General features: G+C 38.8%; 14 protein-coding genes. All 14 read left to right on the forward strand.

The genetic code is table 11. The features are described from left to right. The first annotated feature begins 70 nt into the window (after positions 1-70). A complete protein-coding gene (locus OU989_RS04920; RefSeq protein WP_274796004.1) occupies positions 71-4,402 on the forward strand; it encodes a PolC-type DNA polymerase III in 4,332 nt (1,443 codons plus the stop codon). Between the two features lie 332 nt (positions 4,403-4,734). Continuing rightward, positions 4,735-5,211: a ribosome maturation factor RimP gene (rimP, locus tag OU989_RS04925; protein WP_274796005.1), complete on the forward strand. Its 477-nt coding sequence runs from the start codon at positions 4,735-4,737 to the stop codon at positions 5,209-5,211. Between the two features lie 24 nt (positions 5,212-5,235). Continuing rightward, positions 5,236-6,375, forward strand: coding sequence for a transcription termination factor NusA (gene nusA, locus OU989_RS04930; protein WP_274796006.1), 1,140 nt, complete (start codon positions 5,236-5,238; stop codon positions 6,373-6,375). A gap of 136 nt (positions 6,376-6,511) precedes the next feature. Beyond that, the gene (gene rnpM / locus OU989_RS04935) at positions 6,512-6,790 is read left to right on the forward strand and encodes an RNase P modulator RnpM (RefSeq protein WP_274796007.1); all 279 of its coding nucleotides are present in this window, start codon (positions 6,512-6,514) and stop codon (positions 6,788-6,790) included. Beyond that, positions 6,787-7,095: a YlxQ family RNA-binding protein gene (locus OU989_RS04940; RefSeq protein ID WP_016994544.1), complete on the forward strand. Its 309-nt coding sequence runs from the start codon at positions 6,787-6,789 to the stop codon at positions 7,093-7,095. The genes rnpM and OU989_RS04940 overlap by 4 nt, the downstream gene beginning before the upstream one ends. A 14-nt stretch (positions 7,096-7,109) precedes the next feature. Further along, positions 7,110-9,392, forward strand: coding sequence for a translation initiation factor IF-2 (gene infB, locus OU989_RS04945; RefSeq protein ID WP_274796008.1), 2,283 nt, complete (start codon positions 7,110-7,112; stop codon positions 9,390-9,392). After that, on the forward strand, positions 9,392-9,670 hold the full coding sequence (locus OU989_RS04950) for a DUF503 domain-containing protein (RefSeq protein ID WP_008178987.1): 279 nt from the start codon (positions 9,392-9,394) through the stop codon (positions 9,668-9,670). Before infB ends, OU989_RS04950 begins: the two co-directional genes overlap by 1 nt. Before the next feature lie 78 nt (positions 9,671-9,748). After that, the gene (gene rbfA, locus OU989_RS04955) at positions 9,749-10,090 is read left to right on the forward strand and encodes a 30S ribosome-binding factor RbfA (RefSeq protein WP_274796009.1); all 342 of its coding nucleotides are present in this window, start codon (positions 9,749-9,751) and stop codon (positions 10,088-10,090) included. A 118-nt stretch (positions 10,091-10,208) separates the two neighbouring features. Beyond that, positions 10,209-11,120, forward strand: coding sequence for a tRNA pseudouridine(55) synthase TruB (gene truB, locus OU989_RS04960; protein ID WP_274796010.1), 912 nt, complete (start codon positions 10,209-10,211; stop codon positions 11,118-11,120). Between the two features lie 12 nt (positions 11,121-11,132). After that, positions 11,133-12,086, forward strand: coding sequence for a riboflavin biosynthesis protein RibF (gene ribF, locus OU989_RS04965; RefSeq protein WP_274796011.1), 954 nt, complete (start codon positions 11,133-11,135; stop codon positions 12,084-12,086). 168 nt (positions 12,087-12,254) lie between these two features. Beyond that, the gene (gene rpsO / locus OU989_RS04970) at positions 12,255-12,524 is read left to right on the forward strand and encodes a 30S ribosomal protein S15 (RefSeq protein ID WP_036121378.1); all 270 of its coding nucleotides are present in this window, start codon (positions 12,255-12,257) and stop codon (positions 12,522-12,524) included. A 605-nt stretch (positions 12,525-13,129) separates the two neighbouring features. After that, entirely contained in the window at positions 13,130-15,244 is a 2,115-nt protein-coding gene (gene pnp / locus OU989_RS04975; RefSeq protein WP_274796015.1) for a polyribonucleotide nucleotidyltransferase, read from the forward strand. 103 nt (positions 15,245-15,347) lie between these two features. Further along, the gene (locus tag OU989_RS04980; RefSeq protein WP_274796016.1) at positions 15,348-16,571 is read left to right on the forward strand and encodes a M16 family metallopeptidase; all 1,224 of its coding nucleotides are present in this window, start codon (positions 15,348-15,350) and stop codon (positions 16,569-16,571) included. A gap of 170 nt (positions 16,572-16,741) precedes the next feature. Beyond that, positions 16,742-17,737 carry an ABC transporter substrate-binding protein gene (locus tag OU989_RS04985; RefSeq protein ID WP_274796017.1) on the forward strand — a complete coding sequence of 332 codons (996 nt, stop codon included), beginning with the start codon at positions 16,742-16,744 and terminating at the stop codon, positions 17,735-17,737.

The raw sequence follows: 17,737 nt of genomic DNA on the forward strand, positions 1-17,737 counted from the left end.
TCATGTGTTATGGCGAAATAGAAGATGAGGCTTTATGGACTGCCTCTTTCTGAAAGTAGGTGTCGATAGATTGGAACAGCAACAAGAGGCAAGAATGAGATTTCGAATGCTCTTGCAGCAACTTGAGTTAACAGATGATGTATACATGTCATTTTTTGAAGAAGGTGAATTATCACGTCTTACTGTCCATAAAAAGGACAGACTGTGGCATTTTACTATTAGATTAAGAGATATTCTTCCGTTTCCACTTTACCAGCTTTTCCGCACTCATTTAACAGAAAAATTTGCAGCAATAGCGCAAATATATACAACGTTTGAGACGCTAGAAAAAAGTGTAACAGAGGAACTTGTGCAGGCTTACTGGTTAAGTGTTGTTGAGCAAATTGATGAGATGGCGCCAACACTAAAAAGCTGTCTTATTTCCCAAATGCCAATGTGGAATGGTCAAAAAATAACGTTATCCTGTATGCAGGAAATGGAATATATGATGTTAAAAACAAAGTATGCAGACAAACTGGCAGAAAGCTATAGTCAGTTTGGTTTCCCGCATATGGCAATAGATTTTGTACTACAGGAAGAAACCGAGGAAATGATTGCTGCTCAGGAAGCATTTATGGAGCAGAAGCGTATAGAGGAAGCGGCATTGGCTCAGCAAGCAATGCAAGATTTCCAAAAACGAGAGCAGGAGAAAAAGGACAATCCAGCAGCAGCGAGCCTAGGAGATCGTCCATTCCAACTTGGGATGCATATTAAAGATGATGAAACGATGGAAATTAAACGAATTGTCGAAGAAGAGCGTCGTGTCATTATAGAAGGTTTTGTCTTTGATACCGAAATTAGAGAACTGAAAAGTGGGCGTTCCTTATTACAAATTAAAATTACCGACTATACAGATTCTATCGTAGTCAAAATGTTCTCTCGTGATAATGATGATGCAGAATTGATGCAGCATTTGAAAAAGGGTATGTGGGTAAAAGTTCGAGGCTCCGTACAAACAGATACGTTCATCCGTGATTTAATTGTCATGGCCAACGACATTAATGAAATCAAAAAAGAAACACGACAGGATCTCGCACCTGAGGGTGAAAAACGTGTTGAATTGCATTTGCATACACCAATGAGTCAAATGGACGCTGTTACGCCTGTTGATCGACTAGTAGCACAGGCTGCAAAGTGGGGTCACCCAGCTATCGCTATTACAGATCATGCGGTTGTACAATCTTTCCCAGAAGCATATGCAGCAGGGAAAAAACATGGGATTAAAATAATTTATGGTCTAGAGGCTAATTTAGTTGATGACGGGGTTCCGATTGCCTATGCTCCAGAGCATCGTTTATTAGCAGATGCAACGTATGTTGTCTTTGACGTGGAAACGACAGGATTATCTACAGCTTACGATACAATTATTGAACTTGCCGCAGTAAAAATTAAAGATGGCCAAGTCATCGATAAATACGAAAGCTTTGCGAACCCTCATCATCCACTTTCAGCTACTACAATTGAATTAACAGGGATTACAGATGATATGGTTCGAAACGCACCAGAAGTAGAGCAGGTTATTAAGGAGTTTCATGCATTTATTGGTGATGCGATTGTCGTCGCTCATAACGCATCATTTGATATTGGTTTCTTGTATACTGGCTATAAAAAATTTGGTCTTGAAGAAACGGTACATCCAGTAATTGATACGTTAGAGCTTGCCAGATTACTTTATCCTACGATGAAAAACCATCGCTTAAATACATTGTGTAAAAAATTCAATATTGAATTAACACAACATCACCGAGCGATTTATGATACTGAGGCGACTGGATATCTACTGCTGCAACTTTTAAAAGATGCAGATGAATTAGCCATCAAATACCATGATGACTTTAATAAGCACATAGGTGGGGGTGACGCCTATAAAAAGGGGCGACCAATGCATTGTACAATTTTAGCAGTCGACAATGCAGGTTTAAAAAATTTATTTAAACTGGTCTCACACTCCCATACCAAAACATTCTATCGTGTTCCTCGTGTGACACGAGCTGTCCTCGAGCAATATAGAGAAGGTTTGTTGGTCGGTTCAGGATGTAATAACGGCGAATTATTCGAAACAATGATGAATAAATCACCTGAGGAAGCAGAGCAAGTCGCTCGTTTCTATGACTATATTGAGGTACAACCGAAGGCGGTCTATGCTCCTTTAATTGAACGCAATGTCGTGCGTGATGAATGGACATTAGAGGATATTATCCGTAAGCTTGTGAAATTAGGGAAGAAGCTAGATAAACCTGTTGTGGCCACTGGTAACGTCCATTATTTAGATCCGACAGATGCTATGTTTAGACAAATACTTATAGGGTCTCAAGGTGGGGCGAATATTTTAAATCGTTCCAAGCTACCAGAAGTTCATTTTAGAACAACAGATGAAATGCTGAAGGAATTTGACTTTTTAGGACCTGACCTTGCAAAAGAAGTCGTGGTGACAAATGCTCAAAAAATTGCTGCAAGCATTGGGGATGTTAAACCGATTAAAGATGACCTTTATACACCAAAAATTGAAGGCTCAGATGATGAAGTAACGAATTTAACCTATGAAATGGCTCATCGTATTTATGGTGAAGAGTTACCTGAAATTGTAAAGGCTCGAATTGAAAAGGAATTAAAATCAATTTTAGGTCACGGGTTTGGCGTAATTTACTTAATTTCGGCCAAGCTAGTGAAAAAATCATTAGCTGATGGCTATTTAGTAGGTTCACGTGGTTCGGTTGGTTCCTCATTAGTTGCAACCTTTATGGAAATAACAGAGGTAAACCCACTACCTCCTCATTATGTTTGTCCCAATTGTAAGCATTCCGAGTTTTTTGATGATGGTTCGGTTAGCTCTGGCTTCGACTTGCCAAATAAGGACTGTACAGAATGTGGCACGCCATATAAAAAAGATGGCCAAGATATTCCATTTGAAACCTTCCTTGGCTTTAAAGGGGATAAGGTACCAGATATCGATTTGAACTTTTCAGGTGAATATCAGCCACAAGCTCATAACTATACAAAGGTGCTATTTGGAGAGGATTACGTGTACCGTGCTGGAACTATTGGTACCGTTGCGGAAAAAACTGCATATGGCTATGTAAAAGGTTATGCGAGTGATCATAATCTACATTTCCGAGGAGCAGAAGTAGATCGTTTAGTTCAAGGCTGTACAGGTGTAAAACGTACAACGGGACAACACCCTGGAGGGATAATTGTAGTACCTGATTATATGGATATATATGATTTCTCTCCTGTACAGTACCCAGCGGATGCACAGGATTCGGAATGGCGGACAACTCATTTTGATTTCCACTCTATCCATGACAATATTTTAAAGCTGGATATACTAGGACACGATGATCCGACTGTTATTAGGATGCTCCAGGATTTATCAGGAATTGATCCAAAAACAATTCCAACCGATGATCCTGTCGTAATGAAAATTTTTAGTTCTCCAGAAACTTTAGGGGTAACAGAAAAACAAATTGGCTGTAAAACCGGAACTTTAGGTATTCCAGAGTTTGGTACCCGCTTCGTGCGTCAAATGCTAGAGGATACAAAGCCCTCAACATTCTCGGAGCTTGTGCAAATTTCTGGACTATCCCATGGAACAGACGTATGGCTCGGCAATGCACAGGAACTAATTCAAAATGGCACATGTGTGCTAAAGGAAGTAATTGGTTGTCGTGACGATATTATGGTGTATTTAATTTACCAAGGTTTAGAACCATCGCTAGCATTTAAAATCATGGAGTCTGTACGTAAAGGGAAAGGTTTATCGGAGGAATTTGAAGCCGAGATGCTTGCTAATAAAGTACCTGGCTGGTATATCGAATCATGTAAAAAGATCAAATACATGTTCCCGAAAGCCCATGCGGCAGCTTACGTTTTAATGGCTGTACGTATAGCATGGTTTAAGGTACATTTCCCAATCCTGTATTATGCAGCGTATTTCACTGTCCGTGCAGATGATTTTGATTTAATTGCAATGGTTCAGGGTTCACAAATGATTCGTGCACGTATCGATGAAATCAATATGAAGGGCTTAGATGCATCAACAAAAGAGAAAAACTTATTAACGGTGCTGGAGCTTGCACTAGAAATGTGCGAACGAGGCATGAGCTTCCAAAAAGTTGACTTATACCGTTCACAGGCAAGTGAATTTGTCATAGATGGGAATTCGCTTATTCCGCCATTTGATGCAATTCCAGGGCTTGGAACCAACGTTGCCAAAACGATTGTAGCTGCCCGTGAAGAGGGAGAGTTTTTATCGAAGGAAGATTTACAGCAACGTGGTCGTGTATCGAAAACACTTATTGAATACATGGATCAACTTGGTTGTCTAGAAGGCATGCCTGATGCCAATCAGTTATCACTATTTTAGTATGGAATTTAATTTGTCAGGTTACGTTACAGAGAATTTCAAATTCCTGACACAATATGGTTATCTTCAATGAAGGAAATTTGCATTGTGTCGAGAACTGTGCTATCCTTATGGTAATAATTTGTTGATATTTTTCCAGCAAAAGAGTGGGTCCTTCCCGCTCTTTTCTGTTGTTATACCGTAGCAAAACAAATTTTGACTAACAGCAGGTAAGACCGTAAAATTTCACCAAAGCAACTGGTGGAATTTCTGTTTTATTTAGGTTCATTACTGAATCAATGGCAGTGATGAACAGTTCATACGCTAGAATTTGATAGATACAGGAGGAAACAATGAGCAAAGTACCATCTTTAATTGAAGAGCTCGCTAAACCAATTGTGGATGAGTTAAATCTTGAGCTAGTGGATATTGAGTTCGTCAAAGAAGGACGTAACTGGTTTTTACGTGTCTACGTTGATACGCCTGAGGGTGGAATTGACATTGACCAATGTGCTCAAGTTAGTGAACGACTAAGTTTGCTATTGGATGAAAAAGATCCAATTACACAAAACTATTATTTAGAAGTTTCTTCACCTGGAGCAGAGCGTCCATTAAAAAAAGATACTGATTTTCAAAAAGCAATTGGCAAATTTATTTATGTAAAAACCTATGAGCCCATCAAGGACATGAAGGAATTCCAAGGCTACTTAACGTCATACGATGAACATACATTAGTGATGGAAGTGCGTATTAAAACGCGTAAAATAACAGTAACAATTGAACAAGAAAAAATCGCATTGGCACGACTTGCCATCGATTTTTCAGCATAATGCATATTTAGGAGTGAAAATAAAATGAGTAGTGATTTGTTAGATGCGCTGAATGCGCTAGAAGAACAAAAAGGAATTTCAAGAGATGTGTTAATTGAAGCCATTGAAGCGGCATTAGTTACAGCTTACAAACGCAACTTTAACCAAGCACAAAATGTTCGTGTGGACTTAAATTTAGATAAGGGCTCTATTCGCGTATTTTCACGTAAAGATGTTGTGGAAGAGGTAGAGGATGATCGTTTGCAAATTGCTTTAGAAGATGCAAAAGCAATTAATCCAGCTTACCAGCTAGAGGATATCGTGGAGCAGGAAGTAACGCCACGTAATTTTGGACGCATTGCTGCTCAGACGGCTAAACAAGTGGTGACACAACGTGTACGTGAGGCGGAACGCGGTTTAATTTATGAACAATATGTGGACCGTGAAGATGATATCGTAACAGGTGTTGTTGAACGTTTAGATGCTCGAAATATCTATGTAGGTTTAGGTAAAGTAGAAGCAGCTCTGCCAATTAACGAACAAATCCAAGGTGAATCTTACCATCCTCATGATCGTATTAAAGTGTATATCACAAAAGTTGAACGTACAACACGTGGTCCACAAGTGATTGTGTCACGTACACATCCAGGTTTATTACGCCGATTATTTGAGATGGAAGTACCTGAAATTTATGAAGGCATTGTTGAGATTAAATCAATCGCTCGAGAAGCGGGAGATCGCTCTAAAATTTCTGTCTATGCCCATAATGAAGAAGTTGACCCAGTAGGTTCATGTGTTGGGGCAAAAGGCGCTCGTGTACAAACAATTGTCAATGAACTAAATGGTGAAAAAATTGATATCGTAGAATGGTCTGAAGATCCAGTAGTATTCGTTGCGAATGCTTTAAGCCCATCAAAGGTATTAGACGTTCAAGTGAATGAGGAAGAAAAATCGACAACAGTTGTTGTTCCAGACTATCAATTATCACTTGCGATTGGTAAACGTGGGCAAAATGCACGTTTAGCTGCGAAGCTTACTGGTTGGAAAATTGATATTAAGAGTGAGACAGATGCTCGTGAGCTAGGTATTTATCCTTCTGCTACAAGCACTTTCATCCCTGCTGACGATGAAGAAAGTGATTTTGATGATGTGGCAGTAGACTTATATCAAGACGACGAAGAATAAGTAAGAAAGCCCGTGTGACAAGTCAGCTGACAGTATTCAGTGGGCCCCCTACGCCGACTGAATACTGTCAGAGCGTCAAGTAGAGCATGACTTGTCCACCTCTTACGACAAGCTTCAGAGAGGAATGGTGATTCTTATGGCTGTAAACAAAAAAGTACCTCTTCGTAAATGTGTAGCAACTGGAGAAATGCTACCGAAGAAAGAGATGATACGTGTTGTTCGCTCCAAAGAGGGCGAAGTAAGTGTAGATGTCTCTGGAAAAAAACCAGGACGTGGTGCGTATGTCTCGAAATCAGAGAAGGCAGTTGACATCGCACGTAAGAAAAATGTATTAGGGCACCAACTTGATGTGAAAATTCCTGAAGAAATATACGAAGAACTGATTTTGCTGATTCGTAGGGAGTCAATTTTATGATGAATCAAGCAATATTTAATTTGCTTGGGATTGCGGCAAGAGCACGTAAAGTGATTTCAGGAGAAGAGTTAGTAGTAAAGGAAGTCCGCAATGGCAATGCTAAGTTAGTACTGCTTGCAAACGATGCTTCTAAAAACTCTAGCAAGAAAATTCAAGATAAGTGCACGTACTACAACGTTGAGTATCATGTAATTGGAGATCGTTATGATCTAGGACATGCTACAGGTAAGGAGGCCCGAGTGGCTTTAGCTATTACCGATAAAGGTTTTGCAAGTAAATTGTCTAGTCTACTCAACGAAAACTAATCGGGGGTGAGCAGATGACCAAAATCAGAGTTCATGAATATGCAAAGCAAGTGAATAAAACGAGTAAAGAGGTTATTGAAGCACTAAGTAAATTAAATGTGAGTGTAACAAACCACATGTCTATGTTGGAGAAAGATATTGTGGCTAAGTTAAACCAATCATTTAAAGCAACACCTGAGAAAAATGTAGCAAAACAATCAACTCAAAACATGGCACAAAGACCTCAATCGAATGGCCAGCAAAAACCACAGCATTCGGTGAAGAAGCAAGAGGGACAAAGGCAGCAATCTGCTACTTCTAAACCTAAAGCAAACAATCAGCAACACGCACAGCAAAACTCAAATTCGTCTAACGAAAAATCTAAGAATACAAAAGGTAATCAAAATAGAAATATGACACAAAATAATAATAATAACAATAATAATCGTAGAGGTGGCGGTGGTTATAACCAACGTCCAAAACCAGGGATTCATGGAGGCAAACGTCGCCATCCAAAAACGCATCAACCATCAATACCAGTAAAACAAAAGGAACTTCCAGAAAAAATTACTTTTGTTGAATCATTATCAGTTGCAGAATTAGCAAAAAAATTACACCGTGAGCCATCGGAAATCATTAAAAAACTATTTATGCTTGGTGTAATGGCAACAATTAACCAAGAATTAGATAAGGATGCAATTGAATTAATTTGCGCAGACTATGGTGTAGAAGTTGAAGAAGAAATCCGTGTAGATATTACGGATTTAGAAACTCACTTCGAGCAAACTGAAGAAGTAAACGAGGCAGATCTATCAGAACGTCCGCCAGTAGTAACAATTATGGGACACGTTGACCATGGTAAAACAACATTATTAGATTCTATCCGCCACACGAAAGTGACAGCTGGAGAAGCTGGTGGTATTACACAACATATTGGTGCATACCAAGTGACAGAAGGCGACAAGAAAATTACATTCCTTGATACACCAGGGCATGCTGCTTTCACTACAATGCGAGCACGTGGAGCGAAAGTTACAGATTTAACAATTTTAGTAGTTGCTGCTGACGATGGTGTTATGCCACAAACAGTAGAAGCGATTAATCATGCTAAAGCAGCTGAAGTACCAATTATCGTTGCTGTGAATAAAATGGATAAACCATCAGCAAATCCAGATCGTGTAATGCAAGAATTAACAGAGCACGGCCTAGTTCCTGAAGCATGGGGTGGCGATACAATTTTCGTACCAATTTCAGCATTAAAAGGTGAAGGCATTGATACATTACTAGAAATGATTTTACTTGTTGCGGAAGTTGGCGAACTTAAAGCAAATTCAGATCGTTTAGCGCTTGGTACGGTTATTGAGGCGCAGCTTGATAAAGGACGCGGTTCTGTTGCTACACTTTTAGTACAAGATGGAACGTTAAAAGTAGGTGACCCAATCGTTGTTGGTCATACGTATGGCCGAGTTCGTGCGATGGTGAATGACAAAGGTCGTCGTGTAAAAGAAGCTGGACCATCAACACCAGTGGAAATTACAGGTTTAAATGATGTACCTCAAGCAGGTGACCGCTTCGTTGTTTTTGAAGATGAAAAAACAGCACGCCAAGTTGGGGAAACTCGTGCGATGTCAGCAATCCAAGCGCAACGTTCAGAAAAACAACGTGTAACACTTGATAACTTATTTGAACAAATGAGTCAGGGTGAAATGAAAGAGCTTAACCTAATTGTGAAGGCTGATGTTCAAGGTACTGTTGAAGCAATGGCTGCCTCATTAATGAAAATTGATGTGGAAGGCGTAAATGTGAAAATCATTCACACAGGTGCTGGTGCTATTACGGAATCAGATATTTCTTTGGCAGCGGCTTCAAATGCAATTGTTATTGGATTCAACGTACGTCCAGATGCAAACGCAAAGCGTGCAGCTGAAGAAGAAGGCGTAGATATCCGTTTACACCGTATTATTTATAAAGTAATTGAAGAGATTGAACAAGCAATGAAAGGTATGCTTGATCCTGAGTTCGAAGAGAAAATTATTGGTCAAGCAGAAGTTCGTCAAACAATTAAAGTATCTAAAGTTGGTACGATTGCTGGTTCATACGTAACTGAAGGAAAAGTAACACGTGATTCAGGTGTTCGTGTAATTCGTGATAACGTAGTTATTTTTGAAGGTGAGCTAGATACACTTAAACGCTTCAAGGATGAAGTAAAAGAAGTTGCAAAAGGATACGAATGTGGTATTACCATTACAAACTTCAACGATATTAAAGAAGGCGATATTATTGAAGCCTATATTATGGAAGAAGTTAAACGCGTCTAATGATCGTGTATGCAGAAGTTGAATTCATTATTCAAACTGCCCATTCGTTAAAGGAAAAACGTGCTGTCCTACAGCGTATGATTACCCGCACCAAGCAGAAATTTAATGTATCTATTGCGGAAATTGACCATCAAAATGTATGGCAGCGTACGAAATTAGCACTTGTTGCTGTTTCTTCGTCTAAAGAAGCAGCTGAACGCGAAATTAATCACGCGCTCCACTATTTAGAGTCAAATCCGTCATGGGAACAGCTTAATGTGTGGCGAGATTATTTATAAGTAGTAATAGGTAGTTGTCCAAGCTTACGAAAGCATGGTACACACAACTATCTGTACATCGAAATAGAGGTGACAAATATGTCTCTACGTTCAAACCGTGTTGCTGAGCAAATGAAAAAGGAGCTCGGTGATATTCTTGGTCGTAAAATAAAAGATCCGCGTGTTGGTTTTGTTACGGTTACAGGTGTTGAAGTAACAGGTGATTTACAGCAAGCGACAATTTATATTACATCTTTAGGCAATGAACGTGAACGAGAGGACACGCTTAAAGCGTTAGTAAAAGCTTCGGGCTTTATTCGCTCTGAAATCGGGTCACGCATTCGTTTACGACGTACACCAGAATTAATCTTCGAATTTGATTCATCGATTGAATATGGTAACCGTATTGATACATTGCTAAGAGATTTACACAAAGAATAAGTTGAAAAAGTCTGCCACATGCATGTTTATGCAGGCAGACTTTTTATCTTCATACTGTAAAAAATGATAGCAGTGAGGATGCACTGCGAAATGAATGAAGGCAATTGGGAGGAGCTATATGAACGGTATTTTACCGCTTTGGAAAGAAAGAGGCATGACAAGCCATGATTGTGTCTTTAAATTACGCAAAATTTTGCGGACAAAAAAAGTTGGACATACAGGTACACTGGATCCAGGTGTTGAAGGTGTGCTACCAATTTGTATTGGTCAAGCAACTCGAATTGCAGAATATTTAACTGATGCAGGGAAGACCTATGAAGCTATCATTTCGATAGGTCGTACAACGACAACGGAAGATGCAGAAGGCGAAACGGTTGAACAAGATCAGACAGTGAAAACATTTTCTCGTAAGCAATTACTAGAGGTTCTAGCTTCATTAACAGGTGCTATTGAACAAACACCACCCATGTTTTCAGCAGTAAAAGTAAATGGGAAGCGCCTCTATGAATATGCTCGAAAAGGCGAAACGGTTGAAAGACCAACTCGTCAAGTAACCATTTATGATTTAGAGCTTCTTGACAAGGTAGAACTATATGAGGGGCAAGAAATAACATTTCCTGTCCGAATCGCGTGTAGTAAAGGGACTTATATTCGTACATTAGCTGTGCAAATTGGTGAAGCGCTAGGCTATCCAGCACATATGAAGGAGCTTGTAAGAACGGCCTCTGGTACCTTTACACGTGACAACTGTTTTACATTAGCACAAGTTGCAGAGCTAATGGATGCAGAGCAAGTAACTACCTGTATTTTACCTGTCGAGTATGCATTAGCAGACTATCCATATATTGAGATTACTGCCGCCAATGAAAAAGAAATTTTCAATGGACAAGTGCTTCCAGCAGATGCATTATTAAAGAGTCATGATAAAATTGTGTTTGGAATCAATGGAAAGGCAGTTGCGGTTTATCAGGCTCACCCTACGAAGGATGGTTTGATGAAGCCACACAAGATGTTTCCGACGATAGAGTAGGAGGATTTTTCAATGGAGGTCATTCATTTAAAATACCCACATCAATTACAGCAACGAGAAAGCATGCAGGCATATTCACTAGCGCTTGGTTTTTTCGATGGTGTACATAGAGGGCATCAAGCAGTGATCAAGGCAGCTAAGGAAGAGGGGGACAAACGTCAAATTCCAACTGCAGTGATGACATTCGATCCACATCCTTCATTAGTCCTTGGTGGACGGAACGAAAAAGTGTTTTATATTACACTCTTACAACAGAAATTACAACTGTTTGAGGAACAGGGTGTGGATAAAGTGTTTGTTGTCCATTTCACATCAGATTTTGCCAAGCTTTCACCAGCAGCGTTTATTGATACATTTATTCGTGGATTAAATATTCAACATGTGACAGCTGGCTTTGATTATTCGTTTGGAGCATTTGGTAAAGGAACAATGGACGATATGCGTACACTAAGTAATGGTGAGTATGGTGTAACAGTTGTTGAGAAGAAAACAGACGATATTGAGAAAATTAGCTCTACCCGTATTCGTAAGCTATTACAAGAGGGCGATATGGAAGAGGCAACAAAGCTATTAGGGAGACCATTTGAAATCAATGGGATAGTTGTACATGGTGATAAACGAGGTCGTACAATCGGATTCCCTACAGCGAATGTCCAAGCATTAGAAGGAACCTTTATTCCAGCAAGTGGTGTCTATGCTGTCCGTTTACTAGTGCAAAATAACTGGTATGATGGGGTCTGCAATGTGGGCTACAAACCAACTTTCAAAGATCCGAATGATAAGCAATTATCAATTGAAGTTCATATTTTAAACTTTGATAAAAATATCTATGGTGAGGAAGTACATGTAGCTTGGTATAAACGGATTCGAAGCGAACGAAAATTTGATGGTATTGAGGCGTTGAAGACACAAATCGAAAAAGATAAACAAGAAGCAATTCGCTACTTTAACGACTTGGAAGGCTAACTTCATCATTGTCTTCACATCCTTCAGGTCTACGTTTTGCTTGCTTGACTAACTGATTTATGGTAACATTCATAAGTGCATAAATGCTTAACCTTAGCTCGGTATTTCGATGACTCCAACGTTTACTGTGCTAATGGGGATTAATTATAATTTAGGAGGTCCATACAAATGGCTATTACAAAAGAACGCAAAAACGAAATTATCGCTGAGTACCGTACTCACGAAAGTGACACTGGTTCACCAGAAGTACAAGTTGCAGTATTAACAGAGGAAATCAACGCTCTAAATGCTCACTTACGTACACACAAAAAAGATTTCCACTCTGAGCGTGGTCTTCTTAAAATGGTAGGTCGTCGTCGTCACTTATTAAAATATCTTCGTGAAACTGACGTACAACGTTACCGTGAACTAATCAACCGTTTAGGCTTACGTCGCTAATTAAAGGCGGAAGTATTCCTGTATTAAACTGTAGACAAACCTATGTTTGTCTACAGTTTTTTTATGTTTCTAAGCAGTGGTTATCCTAGGTTTTGTTCATTAGAGAGCCATAACTTTTTATTACACAACAAAGACTGATCAATATAAAAATACTATTCTCAATTATAAGAGAGACTATTAGTCAGACATGCCAGTAAAAGATAGTTTTTCGGGGCTTGCATTTCCAATGTTCACTCAAGCCATTGCTTAAACTTTACTACATACGGAACTTTCTTTATACTAGTAAGATGTTGTATGTTAAGCACCATGTTATAATAAAGCTATTGTTAAAACTTGCACTAGAAAAAATAATGTTTGATAACAGTTACTTCCATTTACATACATTACTTTTCGTCAAGAAGGAATCAATATAAAAAAATCCATATACCAAAATGCTTTTTCAATTAAATATAGAAATAAATCTTAAATAAATTGGCAATAACTGAATTTAAATGTATGATTATTTCATGAAATATTATTTAGCATAGAACAAGCATTTTTGGTACACTTACTATTAGTACATACAGACGAAGTAAGTGTTTTTATAATAGAGAGGGGTTCATTGAATGAACGAAAAGAAAGTCTATTCCTACGAATGGGCTGGCCGTCCACTTGTAATTGAAGTCGGACAGTTAGCAAAACAAGCAAACGGAGCCGTACTAGTACGCTATGGCGATACTTCTGTACTTGCTACAGCAACAATGTCTAAATCACCTAAACCACTTGATTTCTTCCCACTAACAGTTAACTATGAAGAGCGTCTATATGCTGCAGGTAAAATTCCTGGCGGCTTTATTAAACGTGAAGGACGTCCATCTGAAAAAGCGATTTTAGCAAGCCGTTTAATCGACCGTCCAATTCGTCCGATGTTCCCAGATGGTTTCCGTAACGAGGTACAAGTCATTTCTATGGTTATGTCAAACGATCCTGATTGTACTTCAGAGATGGCAGCAATGGTTGGTTCATCATTAGCTTTAGCTATTTCAGATATTCCATTTGATGGGCCAATAGCTGGTGTACAAGTAGGTTATATTGACGGAGAATTCATCGTAAACCCGACAGTAGAACAATCGAATCATTCGACAATTCATTTATCTGTTGCAGGGAACAAAGATGCCATCAACATGGTTGAGGCAGGGGCACTTGAAGTTCCAGAAGAAATTATGTTAGAAGCAATTATGTTCGGTCATGAAGAAATCAAAAAAATCATTGCTTTCCAAGAGCAAATTGTGGCGGAAGTAGGTAAAGAAAAATTACCTGTGACACTATTTGAAATTGATGAGGCGATTCAAGCCGACATAAAAGCAGCTTGTGAGACGGATATGCATGATGCTATTCAAACTGCGGAGAAACATGCACGTGATGAGGCGATTCAAGCTGTAAAAGATCGTATTATCGCTTCTTATGAAGAACAAGAAGCCGATGATGAAACAATGAAACAAGTTTATACAATTTTAGATAAAATGGTTAAAGATGAAGTTCGTCGTCAAATTACGGAAGATAAGATTCGTCCAGATGGTCGTAAGCTAGATGAAATTCGACCACTTTCTTCTGAAACAGGCTTATTACAACGTACACATGGTTCTGGTCTGTTTACACGTGGACAAACACAAGCACTATCTATTTGTACACTAGGCGCACTAGGTGATGTACAAATTATTGACGGTTTAGGTGTTGAAGAATCGAAACGCTTTATGCACCATTATAACTTCCCACAATTTTCTGTAGGGGAAACTGGCCCAATCCGTGGACCAGGCCGTCGTGAAATTGGTCATGGTGCGTTAGGTGAACGTGCATTAGAGGCAGTTATTCCAGATGAATCAGAATTCCCATATACAATTCGTTGTGTATCAGAAGTACTTGAATCGAACGGATCTACTTCTCAAGCATCTATCTGTGCATCAACATTAGCGATGATGGATGCAGGTGTTCCATTAAAAGCACCAGTGGCAGGTATTGCTATGGGTCTTATTAAAAAAGGTGAACACTATTCAATTTTAACGGATATTCAAGGAATGGAAGACCATCTAGGAGATATGGACTTTAAAGTTGCTGGTACAGCTAAAGGTGTAACAGCTTTACAAATGGACATTAAAATCGATGGTTTATCTCGCAATATTTTAGAAGAAGCACTGACACAAGCTAAGGTTGGTCGTATGCATATTCTAGAATCAATGCTAGCAACACTTTCAGAACCACGTGAAAAGTTATCTGAATTTGCACCAAAAATTGTTATTGTGAAAATTAATCCAGATAAAATTCGCGATGTAATTGGACCTGGTGGTAAACAAATTAACAAAATTATTGAAGAGACAGGCGTTAAGATTGATACGGAACAAGATGGTACAATCTATATTTCTTCCGCTGATGAAGAAATGAATGCTCGTGCAAAACAAATTATTGAAGATATCGTACGTGAAGCAAAAGTAGGGGAATACTACTTAGCAACAGTGAAGCGTATTGAAAAATTCGGTGCATTCTGTGAAATTTTCCCAGGAAAAGATGGTTTACTTCACATTTCCGAAATTCAAGAGGAACGTACGAAGCAAGTAGAGGATGTCTTAAAACTTGGTGATCAATTACTTGTTAAAGTGATTGAAATCGACAAGCAAGGTCGTGTGAATTTATCTCGTAAAGTTGTGATTCAAGAGGAAAAAGAACGCGCTGAACAAGAAAAATAAAAATGATCAAAGGGCTGCGTATGATTGCGCAGCCTTTTTAGATAGTAACAAAAAGAATGTTAGGAATTATACAATAGAGAAATTAAGAATTGGGGGAGATTTTTTGGTTCAAGTACATACATGTCAAAATGGTGTTCGTATTGTATCTGAGCAGATTGATCATGTTCGATCAGTTGCATTAGGTATTTTTGTGAATGCAGGTTCCCGCTATGAACTACCTGAAGAGAATGGTATTACACATTTTATTGAGCATATGTTGTTTAAAGGAACATCTACTCGCTCAGCTCGTCAAATTGCGGAAGAATTTGATCGAATTGGAGGAGAGCTAAATGCATTCACGTCTAAAGAAAATACATGTTACTATGCAAAAGTTTTAGATCATCATGCCGAGCTCGCTGTCACAATACTTGCTGATATGTTTTTTAATTCTACGTTTGCAGAGGAAGAATTAGAAAAAGAACGACAAGTGGTGTTAGAAGAAATATTAATGAGCGAAGATGCTCCTGATGATGATGTGCATGAAAAGCTATGGAGTGTCATGTATCCGAATGATGCACTTGGTCGTCCAATACTTGGTACTGCAGCTACGTTAAAGACATTTACAGCAGAAACAATTCGACAATATATGGCCAAACATTATGGTCCAGAGTCTGTTGTAATTTCTATTGCAGGAAATATTTCTCCGCAGCTTTTACAAAAGATTGAAGATTTATTTGGACAATATCAGCCTTCACCACATGCTGTAGCGCCTGTGCTAACAAATCCTCCATTTTATCCGGGAGAGATTACAAAAATACGCGATACAGAGCAAGCCCATCTAGCCATTTCTTATCCAGCAATCGGTGTAAAAGATCCAGATATGTATAGCTTTATTGCTCTGAACAATATTATTGGAGGCAATATGAGTTCTCGTCTGTTTCAGGAGGTACGTGAAGAACGCGGGTTAGCTTATTCTATTTTTTCTTATCAATCCTGTTATGCAGATGTTGGTGCTTTTACGATTTATGGTAGTACAAGCCGTCAACAATTAGCACAGCTCCAACATACGATTGATGCCACGTTACTGGATATTGTTGCAGGCGGTGTTACGGAGGAGGAGCTTGATAATGCGAAAGAGCAACTGAAAGGGAGCTTCGTTCTTGGATTAGAGGGGACGGGTGCTCGTATGAATCGCAATGGAACGAGTGAACTTGTCCATCGGAAGCATCGAACTGTAGACGATGTTCTTGCCTCGATAGATGCTGTATCGATGGAGTCGATAGATCGTCTAATTGCTAAAATATTAAAAGCAGAACCAGCTATTTCGATTATCGGTCCTAGTGAATAAAGTCAACAAAATTAAATAATTGTAAGAGGAGAACTTTGATTATTTTCGAAGTTCTCCTTTTTCGTGTTTTCCTCTTTATCAATTAGGTGTTGTAATTCTCAATTAGCTTTGATAGTATAAATGATATTGAAAATCATTTTCAATTAAAAAGTTGATTGGAGGATATATAGGTGAAAAAATGGCTTATCGCTAGTACCTTTGTGATTTCATTAACACTAGTTGGCTGTGTAGAGCAGGAAGATAAAAATATCGACATAGAGGTGAAGAAAGAAGAAACACAGCAACAAGAAACAGCTAATACAGCTAAAGTACAAAAAGCCAAGATTCAGGATGGGGTAGATGAAGAAGCCTTTCAAAAAGCATTAGCAAGCTTCCCAACGACCATACCAGAAAACATAGTAACCACTTCGGTTCCATTAACAGAAATGTTACATCTCCTAGGAATTACACCTGTAGGGGTACCAACATCGACCAATCCTATACCAACAGATTTTGATTCGATTACAAAAATAGGCTCACCTATGTCACCTGACTTAGAGGTCATCTCGAGCTTACAATCGGATTTAATAATTGGAGCTTCCTCCCTACAAAGCTCGCTCGATCAGGCACTTCAAGGGATGAATTTGCCGACAGCTTATTTACCGACAGATTCGTATGAGGACTTAAAATTGAGCTTTAAAGTGCTAGGTACGTACTTTGCTAAAGAAGAAAAAATGAATGACGTTTTACAAAGAATCGTAGCAAAGGAAAAAGAGTTAGAAGCTCAAGCACAAGGCAAAGAATTACCTTCCGTAATGCTTGTAATCGGTACATCGGATTCCTTTATGGTAATGAACGACAAATCTTATTTAGGAAGCTTAGTGGAACGATTAGGGGCAGACAATATTGCGAAATCTGTGTTAAAAGCAGATTCAACTTATTCACCTATGAATCTTGAAGATATTATTGTGGCTGACCCAGACATTGTTTTTGTGTTAGCATCGGGTGACCACGGGGCAAATGAAGATAAATTTAAACAAGAAATTGAAAAAAATAGCGCTTGGCAACAATTATCAGCCTATAAAAATAATAAAATCTATGTACTTGATTACAGCACATTCGGTGTGACATCTATTACGAATGTAGAAACAGCACTGACAACAATTGCAGATTATTTCTATAAATAA

Source organism: Lysinibacillus irui (assembly GCF_028877475.1).
GTDB lineage: Bacteria > Bacillota > Bacilli > Bacillales_A > Planococcaceae > Lysinibacillus > Lysinibacillus irui.

Excerpts from the sequence above, each read along its gene's own strand:
- rimP (WP_274796005.1), top strand. The coding sequence starts at position 4,735 with ATGAGCAAAGTACCATCTTTAATTGAAGAGCTCGCTAAACCAATTGTG.
- nusA (WP_274796006.1), top strand. The coding sequence starts at position 5,236 with ATGAGTAGTGATTTGTTAGATGCGCTGAATGCGCTAGAAGAACAAAAA.
- rnpM (WP_274796007.1), top strand. The coding sequence starts at position 6,512 with ATGGCTGTAAACAAAAAAGTACCTCTTCGTAAATGTGTAGCAACTGGA.
- OU989_RS04940 (WP_016994544.1), top strand. The coding sequence starts at position 6,787 with ATGATGAATCAAGCAATATTTAATTTGCTTGGGATTGCGGCAAGAGCA.
- infB (WP_274796008.1), top strand. The coding sequence starts at position 7,110 with ATGACCAAAATCAGAGTTCATGAATATGCAAAGCAAGTGAATAAAACG.
- OU989_RS04950 (WP_008178987.1), top strand. The coding sequence starts at position 9,392 with ATGATCGTGTATGCAGAAGTTGAATTCATTATTCAAACTGCCCATTCG.
- rbfA (WP_274796009.1), top strand. The coding sequence starts at position 9,749 with ATGTCTCTACGTTCAAACCGTGTTGCTGAGCAAATGAAAAAGGAGCTC.
- truB (WP_274796010.1), top strand. The coding sequence starts at position 10,209 with ATGAACGGTATTTTACCGCTTTGGAAAGAAAGAGGCATGACAAGCCAT.
- ribF (WP_274796011.1), top strand. The coding sequence starts at position 11,133 with ATGGAGGTCATTCATTTAAAATACCCACATCAATTACAGCAACGAGAA.
- rpsO (WP_036121378.1), top strand. The coding sequence starts at position 12,255 with ATGGCTATTACAAAAGAACGCAAAAACGAAATTATCGCTGAGTACCGT.
- pnp (WP_274796015.1), top strand. The coding sequence starts at position 13,130 with ATGAACGAAAAGAAAGTCTATTCCTACGAATGGGCTGGCCGTCCACTT.